At 70.0% G+C, this 16,416-nt stretch carries 17 protein-coding genes; 14 read left to right on the top strand and 3 right to left on the bottom strand.

Features of this window, described 5'->3' with window-relative positions; translation table 11 throughout:
* The first annotated feature begins 97 nt into the window (after positions 1 to 97).
* Entirely contained in the window at positions 98 to 1,684 is a 1,587-nt protein-coding gene (locus ACRSBM_RS35165; protein WP_434450381.1) for a DUF6345 domain-containing protein, read from the top strand.
* A 72-nt stretch (positions 1,685 to 1,756) separates the two neighbouring features.
* Here the strand turns inward: ACRSBM_RS35165 and ACRSBM_RS35160 are convergent, their stop codons facing one another.
* Positions 1,757 to 2,020, bottom strand: a complete 264-nt coding sequence (locus tag ACRSBM_RS35160) for a hypothetical protein (RefSeq protein WP_434450379.1) — start codon at positions 2,018 to 2,020, stop codon at positions 1,757 to 1,759.
* A 415-nt stretch (positions 2,021 to 2,435) separates the two neighbouring features.
* Between ACRSBM_RS35160 and ACRSBM_RS35155 the strand changes: the two genes are divergently transcribed.
* From ACRSBM_RS35155 to ACRSBM_RS35100, 12 genes are all read left to right on the top strand, one after another.
* Positions 2,436 to 2,714 (top strand): hypothetical protein, encoded by a 279-nt coding sequence (locus ACRSBM_RS35155; protein ID WP_434450378.1) that lies wholly within the window; start codon positions 2,436 to 2,438, stop codon positions 2,712 to 2,714.
* 3 nt (positions 2,715 to 2,717) lie between these two features.
* Positions 2,718 to 3,194 carry a hypothetical protein gene (locus ACRSBM_RS35150; protein ID WP_434450376.1) on the top strand — a complete coding sequence of 159 codons (477 nt, stop codon included), beginning with the start codon at positions 2,718 to 2,720 and terminating at the stop codon, positions 3,192 to 3,194.
* A 19-nt stretch (positions 3,195 to 3,213) separates the two neighbouring features.
* Entirely contained in the window at positions 3,214 to 6,030 is a 2,817-nt protein-coding gene (locus ACRSBM_RS35145; protein ID WP_434453353.1) for an ATP-binding protein, read from the top strand.
* A complete protein-coding gene (locus ACRSBM_RS35140) occupies positions 6,027 to 7,892 on the top strand; it encodes a hypothetical protein (RefSeq protein WP_434450374.1) in 1,866 nt (621 codons plus the stop codon). The genes ACRSBM_RS35145 and ACRSBM_RS35140 overlap by 4 nt, the downstream gene beginning before the upstream one ends.
* Positions 7,893 to 7,921: 29 nt before the next feature.
* Positions 7,922 to 8,518 carry a hypothetical protein gene (locus ACRSBM_RS35135; RefSeq protein WP_434450372.1) on the top strand — a complete coding sequence of 199 codons (597 nt, stop codon included), beginning with the start codon at positions 7,922 to 7,924 and terminating at the stop codon, positions 8,516 to 8,518.
* A 3-nt stretch (positions 8,519 to 8,521) separates the two neighbouring features.
* On the top strand, positions 8,522 to 9,523 hold the full coding sequence (locus ACRSBM_RS35130) for a C40 family peptidase (protein ID WP_434450370.1): 1,002 nt from the start codon (positions 8,522 to 8,524) through the stop codon (positions 9,521 to 9,523).
* 18 nt (positions 9,524 to 9,541) lie between these two features.
* Positions 9,542 to 10,015 carry a hypothetical protein gene (locus tag ACRSBM_RS35125; RefSeq protein ID WP_434450368.1) on the top strand — a complete coding sequence of 158 codons (474 nt, stop codon included), beginning with the start codon at positions 9,542 to 9,544 and terminating at the stop codon, positions 10,013 to 10,015.
* Positions 10,012 to 10,206 (top strand): hypothetical protein, encoded by a 195-nt coding sequence (locus tag ACRSBM_RS35120; protein ID WP_434450366.1) that lies wholly within the window; start codon positions 10,012 to 10,014, stop codon positions 10,204 to 10,206. Before ACRSBM_RS35125 ends, ACRSBM_RS35120 begins: the two co-directional genes overlap by 4 nt.
* A 35-nt stretch (positions 10,207 to 10,241) precedes the next feature.
* Positions 10,242 to 11,636, top strand: coding sequence for an RNB domain-containing ribonuclease (locus ACRSBM_RS35115; protein ID WP_434453351.1), 1,395 nt, complete (start codon positions 10,242 to 10,244; stop codon positions 11,634 to 11,636).
* Positions 11,637 to 11,698: 62 nt separating this feature from the next.
* Complete coding sequence (gene npdG / locus ACRSBM_RS35110) at positions 11,699 to 12,364, top strand: NADPH-dependent F420 reductase (protein WP_434450364.1); 666 nt, start codon at positions 11,699 to 11,701, stop codon at positions 12,362 to 12,364.
* Positions 12,364 to 13,125 (top strand): helical backbone metal receptor, encoded by a 762-nt coding sequence (locus ACRSBM_RS35105; protein WP_434450362.1) that lies wholly within the window; start codon positions 12,364 to 12,366, stop codon positions 13,123 to 13,125. The genes npdG and ACRSBM_RS35105 overlap by 1 nt, the downstream gene beginning before the upstream one ends.
* A gap of 50 nt (positions 13,126 to 13,175) precedes the next feature.
* On the top strand, positions 13,176 to 13,601 hold the full coding sequence (locus ACRSBM_RS35100; protein WP_434450360.1) for an RICIN domain-containing protein: 426 nt from the start codon (positions 13,176 to 13,178) through the stop codon (positions 13,599 to 13,601).
* Here the strand turns inward: ACRSBM_RS35100 and pip are convergent, their stop codons facing one another.
* Positions 13,602 to 14,543 (bottom strand): prolyl aminopeptidase, encoded by a 942-nt coding sequence (gene pip, locus ACRSBM_RS35095; RefSeq protein ID WP_434450358.1) that lies wholly within the window; start codon positions 14,541 to 14,543, stop codon positions 13,602 to 13,604.
* Between the two features lie 18 nt (positions 14,544 to 14,561).
* On the opposite strand from pip, the gene ACRSBM_RS35090 reads away from it, so the two are divergent.
* A complete protein-coding gene (locus ACRSBM_RS35090; protein ID WP_434450356.1) occupies positions 14,562 to 15,419 on the top strand; it encodes a glutathione S-transferase family protein in 858 nt (285 codons plus the stop codon).
* 72 nt (positions 15,420 to 15,491) lie between these two features.
* Here ACRSBM_RS35090 and panB read toward each other — a convergent pair whose 3' ends face one another.
* On the bottom strand, positions 15,492 to 16,346 hold the full coding sequence (panB, locus tag ACRSBM_RS35085; protein WP_434450354.1) for a 3-methyl-2-oxobutanoate hydroxymethyltransferase: 855 nt from the start codon (positions 16,344 to 16,346) through the stop codon (positions 15,492 to 15,494).
* Between the last annotated feature and the right edge of the window lie 70 nt (positions 16,347 to 16,416).

The raw sequence follows: 16,416 nt of genomic DNA, 5'->3' as shown, positions 1-16,416 counted from the left end.
GCAACAGGCCACTCTCGGTATCACGGCCCCGAGCCTCACATCCTCCTGTCAGACGGTCGGCCCCTGCGGCCGGCCGTCCCCAAGGGAGGGAAGAGACATGCAACGCAAGCTGACGGTGGTGCTGGCCCTGTCCAGCCTCGTCACCGCGGGAGTGGCCGGTGTCGCGGCCGCCGACGTCACGGAGCTGCCCGTCTACGGGGTGACGAGCTCCGGGCTCGACCAGGAACAGGCCCAGCGGCTGCAACGGGCGTTCGGCCTCAAGGACGTCCAGAGATCCGAGCACGGGGAGGTCACCTTCGCGGACGAGCAACGCTTCCAGCACCTGCCGACCGTCGACAAAGGACAGGGCAAGCCGGACGAGGACGGCAACCCGACCACGCAGACCGCGCTCGACACGGAGGCCCTCAAGCGCATCCAGACCATCCCCACGGACGAAGCGGCCAAGCGCGCGCAGGAAGCACTCCGCACGGCAGGTGTGTTGCCGGCGAACGCGACGCCCACCGCGCAGCACACGACGTTCGAACTCGCGGATCCCAACGGGCGCAACGCACTCACGGCCAACCTCGACACCAGCGTGTCCTACACGTTCCAGCTCGACGGCCTGCCGCTGGAGGGTGAGGGCGCGAACATCCGCGTCTCGTTCGACGCGCAGGGCGTCACGGCGGTCAGCCACGCCGCACGCACCTACGACAAGGCCGGCTCGGTCAAGGTCAACGACCTCGCGTACGGCGCCAAGCTGTGCGCCGAGTACCTGGGCGCCGGGGTGAAGCCGGAGGTCGGCTACGTCTACGTGGCACCGGGCCTCGACCAGAAGGTCGACCGGATCGAGCCGTCGTTCCGCTGCACCGGCCGCAACGCCGACGGTGGCGCCCCGCAGGCCATCACCCTGCCCGCCGCGGTCGGAGCGGAGCTGCCGGTGCCGCAGCCGCCGCAGTCACCGCGGCCCGACGCGCAGTTCCAGACGCAGGCCGCCGGCACGCAGGTCGGCAGCGAGGGCACCGGCAACTGCTCCGGCCTGCCCAACACGGCGGCCAACATCGGCACGTTCAACACCGAGGCGAACAACCACGGCATCCCGCGGGCGTTCAGCTGGCTCGACCACAACGCGTGGGAGAGCGACTTCAAGGACCCCGTGTTCCCCGGCGGCCAGGACACCTACTGGGCTGACGACGTCGACCTCACCTACTGGCAGGGCCACGGCAGCGGCACCGGCTTCTACTTCACCGGCTGCTCCAACCACAACGACACCAAGCTCGCCAACACCGAGGCGCGCTGGGGCAACAACGACGTCGAGTGGATGAGCCTCTTCACCTGCCTGATCCTCCAGGACAGCGCCGGCGGCCAGAACTGGGCGCAGCGCTGGGGCCAGGCGTTCCGCGGCCTGCACCAGATCAACAGCTTCACCACGATCAGCTACAACTCGGCCAACCACGGCGGCAAGTTCGGTCACTACATGTGGCGCTCGCCGTTCCTGTGGTGGAACAACCCGATGAAGGTCCGCCAGGCGTGGGCGCAGGCCAGCATCGACACGCAGCCCGCGTCCGTCCGCTGGGCGACCATGGGCGTCTACCAGCCGGCGACCGGTGGGCTGGGCAACTACAACGACTACTTCTGGGGCAAGGGCTCCGTCGGCCCCGACTACACCTCGACCGGCTGGTTCTGGCGCATCTCCGGCGCCTCCTGACGAGTAACACGGGGGCCCCGCGTTTCCAACTGGGAAACGCGGGGCCCCCGCGTTCCGTCCGGAAGCAGGGGGTCAGCGGTTGGCGGGGCGGCCTGAGGGCATCCGCAGCACGGGACGGAAGGGCTCGCCGCCGTTGTAGAGCTCCTCCAGCTCGGTCACGTAGGCGAGCACGGCGGGGTTCACGATGTCCGCCAGCGACCGCACTCCGGCCTGTGGCTCGTAGGAAGCGAGGTAGGTGGCCGCCGCACGCGCCCGCTCCAGCACCGACCTGTCGAAGTTGATCGTCCGCTGGACCCGGCGCCGCGATTGCGCGGTCTGCCCGGTAGGCTCGTCCACGCCTGGAGGACTAGGGGAGGCTGTGATTCCGTCCACACTTCCGTCCGGCACGAGGTCAGGTTCGAGCATGGGCGAATCTCCTCGGAGTCGTGGCTCCGGGCCGCACACCCAGCGGGGTCGCGAACCGGCCGATCAGCGTGTTCACATGAGTGGACACGTGCGCTTGTTTGGGACGCACGCACTGTGGGTGACCAGGGCGTTCGCAGTCGGGTGAACCTTGTCGGCGACGGAGAGAATCTCAAGCCGGGTGTTCCCCACTGACGTCTCCTCAGTGATGATGTGTCGGCCAGATTAGACGTAATTCCTCGCAGGGGGAACGGCCAGATGATCTACAGCCCGCAGCAACAACCCCACACGTCGTGACGAACTCGTGTTCTACTCGTAGCGCCAGCCCCCGCGCACTCTGGAGTAAGAAATGACCGCCATGGACCTGGTGACACTCGCTCAGCAGCAGCCGACGGTGCCGGGCACAGGCAATGTCCGCGACTGGATCCTGGACAACATCGTCCCGCTGCTCCTGCTGACCGTCGCGCTCCTGCTGCTCTGGCTGGGCGGTGGCAAGGGTGACAACGCGGGCGTCATGCGCCGCCTCGGTGGCGTGATCGTCGCGCTGGCCATCATCGGGCTCGCCGTCACGACCGACGCGGGCGCGAACATCGGCCAGTGGCTCGCCGGTTTGTTCGTCGGAGGCTGACACGTGCGGGTCCGCACTGACGACGAGGTCTACCGGGTCGACGCCGTCTGGCTCGGCCCGCCCAAAGCGACTTTTCCCTGGCGCGCGCGATACGTCGCGTGGGGCGTCGGAATCGTCGTTTTCCTCGTCGTACTCACGATCGAACGGCAGATGGGCATCGGGTTCGGGTTCTTCTCGACCGCGTGGGCCCTCGTCGCGACGATCATCCTCACCCGGTTCATCACCCAGCGGATCAGCCATGAACGGCCCCTCACGGCCGTCATGTCGATGTGGGTCCGCGAGCTCACCGCACCTCGAGAGCGCACGGCAAGTACCGGCGGAGCGGCCAGCGCCGCCCGGATCCGGGTCACCCCGCAGCGGCCTCGTCCCCAGTTGAGCAGGAAACAACAACGACGGGCGAGACAGCAGGCCCAGCCCCGCCGGACGTCAGACAGCCGTAAGAAGGAGGTTCGCGGTGTTCGGACGCCGGCGAGACCGTGACCGTCGCTCCGCCCAGCACATCGCCCAGCACGCCGCCGCGGACCCGCGCGAACGCGACAGGGCCGCCTATTCCAAGCGTGGCCGCCGCCTGCCCGGCGAGCAGGCCGTGCCGAGCTACACCCCCTCCATCGCGGCCCGCAGCATCGACGGCCACCTGCTGCGCACCGGCCAGGAGGTCTACGCCTGGTACCGGCTCGCCCCGCAGCGCTGGTCGTTCCGCAGCGACTCGCAGCGCCAGGACCTGATCGCCGCGATCGCGGGCCAGTACGCCGAGCTGCAGGGCCGCTGGATGCACCTGCGGGTCACCACGCGGCCGTATCCGATCCGCATGTGGGCCGAGGCGCACGTGCACAACGCCGTCAAGCGCCTGCCGGACACTCCGGGCACGCTGTCGTTCGACGACTACATGGTCGGCGAACAGCAGCAGCTCATGGGCCGCTCGATGGCCGAGAAAGAGGTCTACCTGGGCGTGCAGGTGCAGACCCGCAACATGATGGACCGCGCGGTCGAACGCGCGGCCCCCGTGCTGCGCAAGGTCTTCCCGGACGCCGTCGACGCCGAGCTCGTGGCGCTCGACTCCGAGGTCGAGCACCTCGACCAGGTGATCGGGTCCGCGGGGCTCGAAGGCCGTCCCGCGACGGCCGAGGAGATGTCCTGGCTGATGCACAGGTCGTGCTCGCTGGGCCTGCCCGCGCCGCGCAACATGCCCGCCGTGCCGGGCGCCGCGTGGGAACCGGAGGACCTGGCGTCCTTCACCGACGCCGCGGACTTCCACCAGGAGCCGTACTCGCCGACGGTGACCGTGCGCGGCCGCACCGGCTCGAACGCGGGCATCAAGCGGCACGTCGCGGTGCTGACGGTCGGGCTCATGCACGGCCTGCAGATCCCCGAGGTCGACGACCCGTGGGTGCAGCGCGCAGACCGCCTGCCGGCCTCCGTCGAGTGGTCCGCGCGTATCTACGTGCGCAGGCCCGAGGAGGTCTCGGGCGAGCTGTCGCGGCAGATGAGCAAGGTCCGCTCGCAGGTCCGCCACTACACCGACGAGCACGAGATCGAGCCGCCGCAGTCGCTGGCCCGCCAGGCAGGCCGCGTGCTGGAGATCGACGACGAGATGACGTCGGGCTTCACCGCGCTGGGCACCCGGGTGCGCAGCTGGTGGCGGCTCGCGGTCAGCGGCCCGACCGAGCGCGAGGCCCTGCGCCTGGCCCAGTCGCTGCTGGAGCTCTACAAGCCGAAGGTCGCGATCGAGCACCCCGAGGCCCAGTACGCGATCGCCCGCGAGTTCATCCCCGGCGAGCCGCTGTCCAACGGCGCCTACCTGCGTCGCGGCAGCGTGCTGTGGGCCGCGAGTGCGGTTCCCACCGCCACGGCCGAGGTCGGCGACCGGCGCGGGATTCTCCTGGGCGAGACCGTCACGGCCACGCGCCGCCCGGTCGCGTGGGACCCGTGGATGGCGCAGGAGCTCCGCGACTCCTCCGGTCTGACGGCGATGGTCGCGGGCCTCGGTGCCGGTAAGTCGTTCCTCGGCGGCGGCATGGTCTACAAGACGCTGCGGGCCGGCGCGCACTGGACGCTGCTCGACCCGTCCGGTCCGCTGTCGGCGCTGTGCGAACTGCCCGAGCTGCGGCCCTACGCGCGTCCGATCAACCTGCTCAACGCCCAGCCCGGCATCCTCAACCCCTACCGGGTGGTCGCCGAGCCGATGCTCGAGCACTTCCTCGACGAGGACGACCCGGAACGGGCCTGGCGCCGGGAGAAGGCCCTCGCGGCCGCCACCCGCCGCCGTCTCGTCCTGGACGTGCTCACCGGCCTGCTGCCGTATGAGGTCGCGCGCCTGCCCCAGACGCGAATCGTGCTGCTGCGAGCGGTCCGCACGGTCGGTGGCCGCTTCGACGCCCACCCCGGTCTCGTCTTCGAGGCGCTGCGCCGCGACGCGTCCGAGCACCATGAGCACGCCGTCGTCGTCGCGGACTTCCTCGACGAGATGCGCGAGCGCATGTCGTTGCTGATCCCTGAGGAGAACCACGACCCGTACAACGAGGTGCGCGACGACCGGCTCACCGTCCTCACGATGGCGGGCCTGAACCTGCCCAAGGACGGCACCGGCCGCGAGCACTGGACGGACGCGGAGTCCCTCGGCGTCGAGATGCTGAACCTCGCCGCCTGGCTCACCCAGCGCTCGATCTACGAGAAACCCAAGGACCAGCGCAAGGGCGTCTGGATCGACGAGGCGTTCTTCCTCTCGGAGGTCCCGACCGGTCGCGTGCTGATGAACCGCTTCGCGCGTGACTCCCGCAAGTGGAACGTCCGCGTGCTGCTGTCCAGCCAGATCCCCGCCGACTTCCTGAGGATCCAGGGCTTCGTCGCGCTGCTCGACTCGGTCTTCGTCGGCCGGCTCGACGACGACCAGGCGCAGGCGGACGCGCTGCGGCTGCTCAAGGTGCCGGTCGGCGCCGGGTACGAGCAGGTCGTCGCGTCGCTCGGCCGCAGGCCCGGTGGCGATCGCAACGCGACCGAGCGCGACCGCGCGCCGCGCCAGTTCATCTTCGGCGACGGTGCCGGTGGCGTGGAGCGGATCCGCGTCGACTTCAGCGGCCCGCACCTCGAACACCTGCGCAACGCCCTCGACACGACGCCCGATGCCAAGCGCGACAACGGCAAGGGCGAACTCGTGCCGGCGGAGGACGACCACGCGGCGCCCCAGCCGCCCGCCTACGTGCCCGACGAGATCGACGACGAACTGGCGGCGGACATGGAGCTCGGACTGACGGAGGAAGAGGCCCAGCTGGTGGGCCATGGTGACGGCCCCCACCGCCACCGGGACGGCGGCGCATGACCGCGCTGACGATCGTGCTCGTGATCGCCGCCTTGCTCTGGGCAAGGCGGCGGTTCGCGCTGCGCACGTCAGCCAAGTCCCGTGCGGTCATGATGGTGTCGGCGATCCTGGCACTGCAGGTGGTCATCGGCGCTCCGGCGCACGCCCAGTCCTGCAACGACGCACCCAACCCTGAACGGCCCGGCGCGGGCATGGTCGGCGCGCTCGACCCGCCGGTCGGCAACGGCCTGCCGGGCTCGCCGTACCTCGACTACGGCTACGCGGGCATGGTGTGGCACTACCACCAGGCCAACTGCTCGATCGTGCCGAACGCCAGCGCCACGCTCGACACGTGGGCGGGCAACGAGCTCTTCAGCATCGGCAAGAACATCGTCGGTGCCACGAACGCGTTGCACTACACGGTGATGGGCCGCGGCCTGCTGGTTCCGCTGGACGACGCCGTGAAGAACGGCGTGCAGAAGGTCTACGACAACGTCTACCTGCGCTGGTTCGGCCTGGTGGCGCTGATCCTCGCGATCCTGATGTTCCGGCAGATCTGGACGGGCGACTTCGCCACGATCTCCAAACGCGGGCTCTGGGCGCTGGCGGCCATGTGGCTGGCAACGTCCACATTGGCCTTGCCGCAGTTCTACAACCTCCTCGACAACACACTGGTCTCCAAGACTTCGGAGATACAGGCGGGCTTCATCGAGGCGCCCGAGGAACAAGGCACACTCCACGTCCTGCCGACGAAACTGCACGACGCCGTCGTCTACCAGAGCTGGCTGCGCGGCGCCTTCGGCACGCCGGAGGCGCCGCAGGCCGCCGAGTACGGCCCGCGCATCCTCAAGGCGCAGGCCTGGACGACGACGGAGATCGCCGAGCACAAGGACGCCGACCAGGCGGCCCTGGAGGCCAAGAAGGCCGAGTGGAAGGCCCTGGAGGCGCAGCTCGGCACCGCCAAGGGCTACTTCGACGGCACCGACGGCAGCCGCACCGGCGCGGGTTTCCTCGCGCTGCTGCAGTCGATCGCGTTCTCGCTCTTCCAGCTGTTCGCGAAGGCCGCGGTGCTGCTGGCCCAGCTGCTGCTGCGCATCCTCACGCTCGCCGGTCCGCTCATCGGCCTGGTCGCGTTGCTGCACCACGACCTGCTGCGCAAGGTCGCCCGCGCGGCCGCCGTGACGGTGTTCAACGTGCTGGTGCTCGCGGTCCTCGCGGGTGTCCACGCGTTGCTGCTGCAGGCGATCTTCAACGCGACCGGGCTCTCGTTGCTGACGCGCACGCTGCTCGGCCTGATGCTGACACTCGTGTGCTTCGTGATCGGCAAACCGTTGCGCCGCATGTGGCAGATGGTCGAGATGTCCGTCGGCTCCGCGAGCAACGTCCTGCCGATGAGCGGCGGCGTCTGGTCGAAGATGATGGGCCGCAAGAAGAACACCGGCCCGACGCCGCAGGACGAGTTCTGGGACTCGGTGCGCGACAGCGACGCCGACGGCGAAGAGGTGCCGCAACGCGGTCGCGGCCGCGTCCGCCCGGAGGCCTCCAACCCCGTCATGGCGACGGCGCAGCGCCTCGACCGCGACGCGCAGCCGGGCCAGATCGTCAGCGGCCCGGACGGTTCCGGCGTGCGGGCGGGGGCCCTGCCGGCGGGATCGGGCCCGGTGGCGTTGCCGGCCGCCCGGTCGCGCGTGGTGGACAGCCCGACGGTCACCGACAGGCAGTGGGACCGGGTCGACGACGCGGTGCTCGTGCCGTCGCGCTCGAACGGCTACTCCGCTCCGGTGCAGGAACCCCGCAGAGCCGAGACGGAAGTGGTGGCAGGACGTCCGGTGCACGTGATCTACCGGCCGTCGCGTGGCTTCGAGGTCAGGGACAACAGCTGACAGTGTTCATCGGGAAGAGGGGAGCGTAGATGCCGATCCGAACCAACCGCGGCCGTACCGCGGTCTACCGCAGGCTGTGGGGCTGGCCGCTGCGTTCCCCGCGCCACCTGGCCGCCTCGATCGTCCTCTTCGTGGTGGTGGTCGTCGCGCTCGGCGTGATCGTCCCCAGGGTGCTCGACCGGGGGCCCGCCGATCCGGCGGCGGCGAACCAGCCGTCGACGTCGCCGCAGGGCACCCAGGTCGGGCAGCTGCCGGGCAGCGGGGCCTCCCTGCCGACGAAGGTGCCGCCGCCGTCGATCTCGGCCTCGGCGGCCCCGCCCCAGGCCGACGCGCAGCTGATCGCCGAGCTGTGGGCGGAGAACTGGATCAAGCCGCCGCCGGACAACGACGTCAACAAGTGGCTCGCGCAGCTCCGTCCGTACACGACGGAGGAGTTCCTCGCGCAGATGGCCACGATCGACCCGAAGAACGTGCCCACCAAGATCACCCAGAGGGTCACGGCGAAGAAGTCCTTCGTGTCGTCGGCCGACTTCGAGGTGGGCACCGACTCCGGCAAGGTCGTCATCACGTTGGTCAAGACGCCGGCCAACGAGTGGCGTGTGAACAGTTACACGAAGGCGGACTGACCCATGCGCGTGATGTTGCTGATCGGAGCACTGGCCGCGGTCGTCGTGATCGCAGTGGCGACGTCGGGCGTGACACAGGTCGTCAGCAACTCCACGAATCCGGCGGCGACCGCGGGCTTCGCGCGGATGAGCTGCAACGCCGCCATCGGGCCGTGGAACGCGGGTGGTGGCGACAGGGGCCGCCGCGACGCGTCGCGCCTCAACGACGAGCAGCGCAACATCGTCGCGCGCATCATCTCCATCGGCCAGGAGCGCAAGCTGCCGCCGCTCGCGTGGCAGATCGCGATCCAGGCCGGCATGACCGAGTCGGGCCTGCGGCCGCTGAACTACGGCGACCGCGACTCGCTGGGCATCTTCCAGATGCGCCCGTCGATGGGCTGGGGGTCGCCCGCCGAGGTGACCGACCCGACCTACTCGATCAACAAGTTCTACGACGTGCTGCTGAAGGTGCCGGACTGGGAGAACAAGCGCCCCGGTGACTCGGCGCAGGCCGTCGAGCGCTCGGCGTTCCCCGACCGGTACCACAACTGGGAGGCCATGGCCGCGTTCCTGCTCGGCGAGCTCGGTCAGATCAGCGACCCGGCGGGCTGCGGAGCGGGCGCAGGCCAGTTCCTGCTGGCCTCGAACGCCGCGGGCGTCGCGATCGGGTTCACCAAGGAACAGCTGGGCGAGCCGTACCTGTGGGGCGGCAACGGCCCGGACGCGTGGGACTGCTCCGGCATCCTCGTGAAGGCGTTCGCGGCGGCCGGCGTGAAGATCCCGCGCGTCGCGAACGACCAGTACGAGAAGGGCGGCGCCCACCTCCCGGTGCGCGACGCCCAAGCAGGCGACCTGATCTTCTGGGCGACCGACACGTCGAACCCGCGAACGGTGCACCACGTGGCCATGTACCTCGGCGGCGACGAGTACATCCACGCCCCCCAGACGGGTGACGTCGTGAAGATCAGCAAGGTCAACTGGAACTATCACGAGTTGATGCCGCTGGCCGTCCGGCCGGGCGTGTAGATCGCGGGGAGGCGCTGCATGTTCAACCACGACCCCATTCCGAGGCCTTCCGGACCGCCCGCGTCGAGCACACCGGTGCGTGACTACATGGCGGCCGGAGCTCCGGGGGTCTCGTCCGACTACGTGGTGGTGCCGCGGGCACTGGCCGAGGCGATGCCGCTGCCGTGGCAGCAGCACCTCACCCACCTGCTGGCGGAGTTCCACCGCACCTACGGCCACCTGAAGTGGCCGGTCTACCGCGTGGTGCCGTCCCGCTACGAGAAGCTTTCAGACCTCGACGAGGACCAGCTGGCCGAGGTCGGCGCGATCATGGAGATCGACTCCGACGGTTCGCTGGTCTACCGCGACCGGTCCGGACGTAAGATCGAGAACGCCGAGGACCGCACGGTACTGGTCTCGTGTTTGGACCCGATCCCGGCGGAGTACGCCAACGCCAACCAGTCCACGCCGCCGCGGGGATTCCCGGCGCCTTTGGGAGGCGAACGCGTATGAGTGACACGAACGGCTGGTACTACTGCCTGACCCACCAGGCGGTGGAGCAGGGCAAGGGTTGCAAGGGCCCCGACCGCATGGGCCCCTACCCGGACGAGGCCACCGCGGCCCGAGCTCTGGAGATCGCCCGCGAACGGACCCGCGCGGCCGACGAGTCCGACAAGAAGTGGCGCGGCGAGGACGAGGACTGAGGTCGGTTCCCTAGTCTGTGCGGGTGGCTTCCCTGGTGATCCGCACGGGCCGTGCTGACCTGTCCTTCGACGGCATCCGCACCGAGTTCGGTCTTCCACCGTCCTTCCCGCCGGCCGTGCTCGCCGAGGCCGAGGCGGCGGTCTCGCGTTCGATCGGAGACCGCCCCGACCTCACCTCGATCCCGCTGGTGACGATCGACCCACCCGGCGCGAAGGACCTGGACCAGGCCCTGTGCGTCGAACGTGCGGGCGACGGTTTCGTGGTCCACTACGCGATCGCCGACCTGGGCACCTTCGTGACGCCCGGCGGCCCGCTGGACCTCGAGGTCCGCCGCCGAGGCCAGACCATCTACCTGCCCGACGGCAACGTCCCCCTGCACCCCACCGTGCTCTCCGAGGGCGCGGCCTCCCTGCTGCCCGGCGTGGTGCGTCCCGCGGTCCTGTGGACGTTCACCTGTGCCGCCGACGGCATCCCTTCGGCCGTCGAGGTCCGGCGCGCGTTGGTCCGTTCGACGGCCCAGTTCGACTACGCCACGGTCCAGGCTTCGTTCGACGCGGGCACTCCGCACCCCTCCGTCGCGGCACTGGCCGAGTTCGGCCCCCTCCGCCGCGCCTTCGCCCGCGACCGCGGCGCCATCGAGCTGCAACTGCCCGAGCAGGAGATCGAGTCCGACGGTTCCGGCTGGACACTCGTCACCCGCCCGCGCGCCGAGGTCGACTCCTGGAACGCCGAGATCTCCCTGATGACCGGCATGGCCGCCGCGTCGATCATGCTGGAGGCCCGCGTGGGCATCCTCCGCACCCTGCCCGCCCCGGACGCCGACGCCGTCGACTCCCTGCGCAGATCCGCGGCGGCGCTGCGCGTCCCGTGGCCCGCCGACCTCTCCCCGGGCGCTTTCCTGGCCGGCCTCGACGCCTCTCGCCCCGAGGCACTGGCCCTGTTCACCGACGCCACCCGCCTGCTCCGCGGCGCGGGCTACTCGGCGTTCGCCGGCTCGGTCCCGGAGCTCACGACCCACGCGGGCGTGGCAGCGCCCTACACCCACGTCACCGCACCCCTGCGCCGCCTCGTCGACCGCTTCGCCACCGAGGTCTGCCTGGCCGTCACCGCGGGCTCCGCACTGCCCTCCTGGCTGGCCGAGGCGCTGCCCCAGCTGCCATCCCTGATGGGTTCCTCGGACTCCCTGGCCTCGAAGGTGGAGCGGGCTTCGCTCGACCAGGTCGAGGCCCGGGTGCTGGCCGGACGTACGGGCCAGGAGTTCGACGCCGTCGTCCTGCGTTCCGGCGACAAGGAAGCCGAGGTGTTCGTGGCCGCTCCGCCGATCCTCGCCAAGTGCTCCGGCAGGCGGCTGCCGGAAGGCGAGCGGATCCGGGTCCGCCTGGCCGAGGCCGACCCGGCCGCCCGCCGCGTCCGCTTCGAGCACCCGTGACCCGGCGAGCGCAAGGTCACGTTGGGCAGCCTGCCGCCGGCGGGCCGTGTGAAGATGCAGGGGTGACAGAGATTCGTGACCTCACAGTCGGCGTCCTCGGCGGCACCGGAGCCCAGGGCAGGGGCCTCGCCATCCGCTGGGCCAAGGCGGGTGTCAAGGTGATCATCGGCTCTCGCAGCGCGGACCGCGCGGAACTGGCGGCCAAGGAGATCGTCGAGGTGGCCGGCGGCGACGTCCGGGGCGCGGACAACTCCGACTGCGCGGCCGACTCCGACATCGTCCTCGTCGCGGTCCCCTGGGACGGTCACGGCGACCTGCTGACGAGCCTGCGCGACCAGCTGGCCGGGAAGATCGTCATCGACTGCGTGAACCCGCTCGGCTTCGACAAGCAGGGCCCGTTCGCGCTCCCGGTCGCCGAGGGCAGCGCGGCACAGCAGGCCGAGCTCCTCCTGCCCGAGTCCAAGGTCACCGCCGCGTTCCACCACGTGTCCGCGGTGCTGCTGGCCGACCTCAGCGTGTCCGAAGTGGACATGGACGTCCTCGTGCTCGGCGACGACCGCGAGGCCACCGACACCGTCAGGGAACTGGCCGGGCTCGTGCCGGGCTTCCGCGGCGTCTACGGCGGCCGGTTGCGCAACGCCCACCAGGTCGAGGCGTTCACCGCGAACCTCATCGCGGTCAACCGCCGGTACAAGACCCACGCGGGCCTGAAGATCACGGGTGTCTGATGCTCCCCGTCGACGACCTCGGTGAGCCGGTCGCGCTGGACCAGCCACGACGCGTGGTCAGCCTGGTGCCGTCCATCACCGAGGCCGTCGCGGCGACCGTGCCCGGCGCACTGGCGGGGGCGACGGACTACTGCACGCATCCGTCCGATTTGGACGTACCACGGGTCGGTGGCTCGAAGTACCCGGACGTCGACAAGGTCATGAGTCTCGGCCCGGACCTCGTCATCGCGAACTCCGAGGAGAACCGCCCGGAGGACGTCGACCGCCTGCGCGCCAACGGCATCAACGTCTGGGTCACCGAGGCGCCGAAGACCGTCCCGATGGCGTTGAAGTCGCTCAGAAGGCTCTTCGGACTCGGCTGGGACCTCGAACCGGACTGGCTCACGCGGGCCGAAGACCTCTGGCGCGACACGAAACCCGGCAAACTCACCGCGCTGATCCCGGTCTGGCGCCGCCCGTGGGTCGTCGTCGGCCGCGACACCTTCGCCACCGACGTGTTGCGGCGCCTGGGAATCGAGAACGTCTACGCGGCGCACGACGAGCGCTACCCGCGTCCGACCCTCGAAGAGCTCAACGCCCAGCGCCCCGACCTGGTGATCCTGCCCGACGAGCCGTACCTGTTCACCCACGAGGACGGCCCAGAGAGCTTCCCCGGCCTGCCCTACGTGCTGGTCAGCGGCAGGCACCTCACCTGGTACGGCCCCTCGCTCGTCGAGGCGCGGCGCAGCCTCGAGACGGCACTCGACTACGGCCAGGGTTGACAACCACAGGTGGATTCGCCGGCACCGGTGCGCTGCCAGGATCGTCGCCCATGGGGAAACCAGCCGCGATCATCGCGACCGCCGCCGCCGTCACCGCGCTCACCGCCGTTCCGGCCCACGCCGACCCGGTGGTCGTCTACCAGCTCGCCGGCACCTCCCGGTGCCTCGCCGACACCGGCACCAACGTCGTTCTGCGGCTGTGCAACGAGATCTCCGCCAGTCAGCGCTGGCTCGTCCCGATCAGCGGGGGCGTCGACTGGCCGCGCAACAGGGCCACCGACAGGTGCCTGTCGGTGGCGTCCGCGGATGACGTGCTCACCAGGCCGTGCGCTTCCAGCGCCAGCCAGCGCTGGCGCCGCGTGCCCACGGGAACCTCCTTCCAGTTCCGCAACGTCGGCACCGGCAAGTGCCTCACTGCCACGGTCACGGTCGCGCCCTGCACCGCGTCCAGCGCCAAGTGGGTCGGCCTGCGTTAGTCAGTCGCGGAACCGATCGGTCGCCGCCAGCAGGGCGGCGAGGGTGCCGGGCTCGTCGTAGGCGTGCCCGGCATCCGGCACCAGCACCAGTTCGGACCCCGGCCAGGCCTTGTGCAGGTCCCACGCCGACACGGCGGGAGTGGCGACGTCGTACCGGCCCTGCACGATCACGCCGGGAATGTCCTTCAACCGCGCGGCGTCCCGGATCAGCTGCCCCTCCTCGAACCACCCGCCGTGCCGGAAGTAGTGGTTCTCGATCCGCGCGAACGCCAGCGCGTAGGACGGCTCGGCGAACTCCGCCACCAGTTCCGGCCGCGGCAGCAACGTCACCGTCGCGCCCTCCCACGTGCTCCACGCGACCGCCGCCGGCCCGTGCACGGCAGGGTCCGGCGAGGCCAGCAGTTCCGCGTACAGCTCGATCGGATCACCGGACAGACCCGCGAGCGGGGCCATGAACTTCTCCCACAGGTCGGGGAAGAGCGCGGCCGTCCCGCCGCGGTAGTACCAGTCCAGTTCGGACGAACGCAGCGTGAAGATCCCGCGCAGCACCAGTTCCGAGACGCGGCCGGGATGCTTCTCGGCGTACGCGAGCGCCAGCGTCGACCCCCAGGACCCGCCGAAGACCTGCCATCGCGAGATCCCCAGCGACTCCCGCAGCAGCTCCATGTCGGCCACGAGGTGCCAGGTCGTGTTCAGGGAGAGGTCGCCGGAAACAGAGGCGTGCGGCAGCGAACGCCCGCAGCCGCGCTGGTCGAACAGGACGATCCGGTAGGCGGACGGGTCGAACAGGCGGCGGTACGACGGCGAACAGCCGCCGCCGGGGCCGCCGTGCAGGAAGACGACGGGCTTGCCGGACGGGTTGCCGCACTCCTCCCAGTACACGAGGTTGCCGTCGCCGGTGTCCAGGTGGCCTGACGCGTGGGGCTCGATCTCCGGGTACATGGGCCTATCGTCGAGCACATGGCGCAGTTCACGAAGGAGACATCGACCACCGGCGCGTTCGTGCGGCAGCCGAACCGCTTCACCGCACGCCCGGAGCCCGAACCCGGCCGCTACCGGCTCGTCGTGAGCCTCGCGTGCCCGTGGGCGCACCGCGCGGTCATCGTCCGCAAGCTCCTGAACCTCGAGGACGCCATCTCGCTGGCGATCGTCGACCCGATCCGCGACGAGAAGGGCTGGCGGTTCGAGCGGACCGACCCGGTCCTGGGGATCGACTACCTCAAAGAGGCCTACGACAACGCCGACGGGAGCTACGAGGGCCGCGTCACCGTCCCGGCGCTGATCGACACGACCACGAAGCAGGTCGTCACCAACGACTACCCGCAGATCACCCTGGACTTCAGCCTGAAGTGGCGCCCGGAGAGCACCCTCTACCCGGAACACCTGCGCGACGACATCGACGCCTGGATCGAGCCGATCTTCCACAACGTCAACAACGGCGTCTACAAGGCGGGTTTCGCCACGTCACAGAAGGCGTACGAGGAGGCGTACACGAACCTCTTCGCCGAACTGGACCGCATCGAGGCCCACCTCGCGACGCACACCCACCTCGTGGGCGACCAGCTCACCGAGGCCGACATCAGGCTCTGGACCACGCTGGTCAGGTTCGACGCCGTCTACCACGGCCACTTCAAGTGCAACCGCAACAAGCTCACGGAGATGCCGAACCTCTGGGCGTACGCGAAACGCCTGTACGCGCAGTTCGGCGACACGGTGAACTGGGACCACATCAAGCGCCACTACTACGTGACGCACCACCAGATCAATCCGACCGGAATCGTGCCTGCGGGCCCAGACCCGGAGGTCTGGACCCGCTGACCCCAGCTTCTGGGGAACGCGGGGGCCCCGCGTTCCCCGGAAGGAAACGTGGGGCCCCCGCGTTACTTCCGCCTAGTGGAAAGTGTGCTCGGGACCGGGGAACTGGTGCCCGCGCACCTCGTTCGCGAACTCGGAGGCCGCGCCCAGCATGATGTTGCCGATGTCCGCGTAGCGCTTGACGAACCGGGGCGCCTTGCCGCGGTTCAGGCCCATCATGTCCTGCCACACGAGCACCTGGGCGTCGGTGTCCGGACCGGCGCCGATGCCCACGGTCGGGATGACGAGGTCGTGCGTGATCTGCTTCGCGGCCTCGGCGGTCACCATCTCCAGCACGACCGCGAACGCGCCCGCCTCCTGCACGGCCAGCGCGTCCTGCACCACGACGTCGTGGTTGTCGTGACGACCCTGCACGCGGTAGCCGCCGAGCTGGTGCTCGGACTGCGGGGTGAAGCCGATGTGCGCCATGACCGGGATGCCCGCGGCGGTGATCGCGCGGATGTGCGGCGCGAAGTAGGCGCCGCCCTCCAGCTTGACCGCGTGCGCCTGGCCTTCCTTCATGAACCGGACGGCGGTCGCCACGGCCTGCTCGACCGATACCTGGTAGGAGCCGAACGGCAGGTCGGCGACCACGAGGGAGCGCTTGACCGAGCGCGTCACCGCGCGGACCAGCGGTACGAGCTCGTCCACCGTGACCGGCAGCGAGGTGTCGTTGCCGAAGACGGTGTTCGAGGCGGAGTCGCCGACCAGGAGGACGGGGATGCCGGCTTCGTCGAAGATCGAGGCGGTGAACGTGTCGTACGCGGTGAGCATGGGCCACGGCTCGCCGCGTTCCTTCATCTCCCGCAGGTGGTGCACGCGAACCCGCTTGGCCGGGGGCTTCTGGCCCGCTCCGGAGCCGTACGGCGCGGAAACTTCGGCAGTGGTCATCGTTGACCGTCCTTTCCTCGAGGCCCGCTTTCGCAGGTCCCCGGGCGCTTGGTGCACGGTTGCCGAACAC

Source organism: Lentzea xerophila (genome assembly GCF_051094245.1).
GTDB classification, from domain to species: domain Bacteria; phylum Actinomycetota; class Actinomycetes; order Mycobacteriales; family Pseudonocardiaceae; genus Lentzea; species Lentzea xerophila.
The sequence above is the reverse complement of the archived record's forward strand: the minus strand, read 5'-3'. Positions and strand labels throughout refer to the sequence as shown.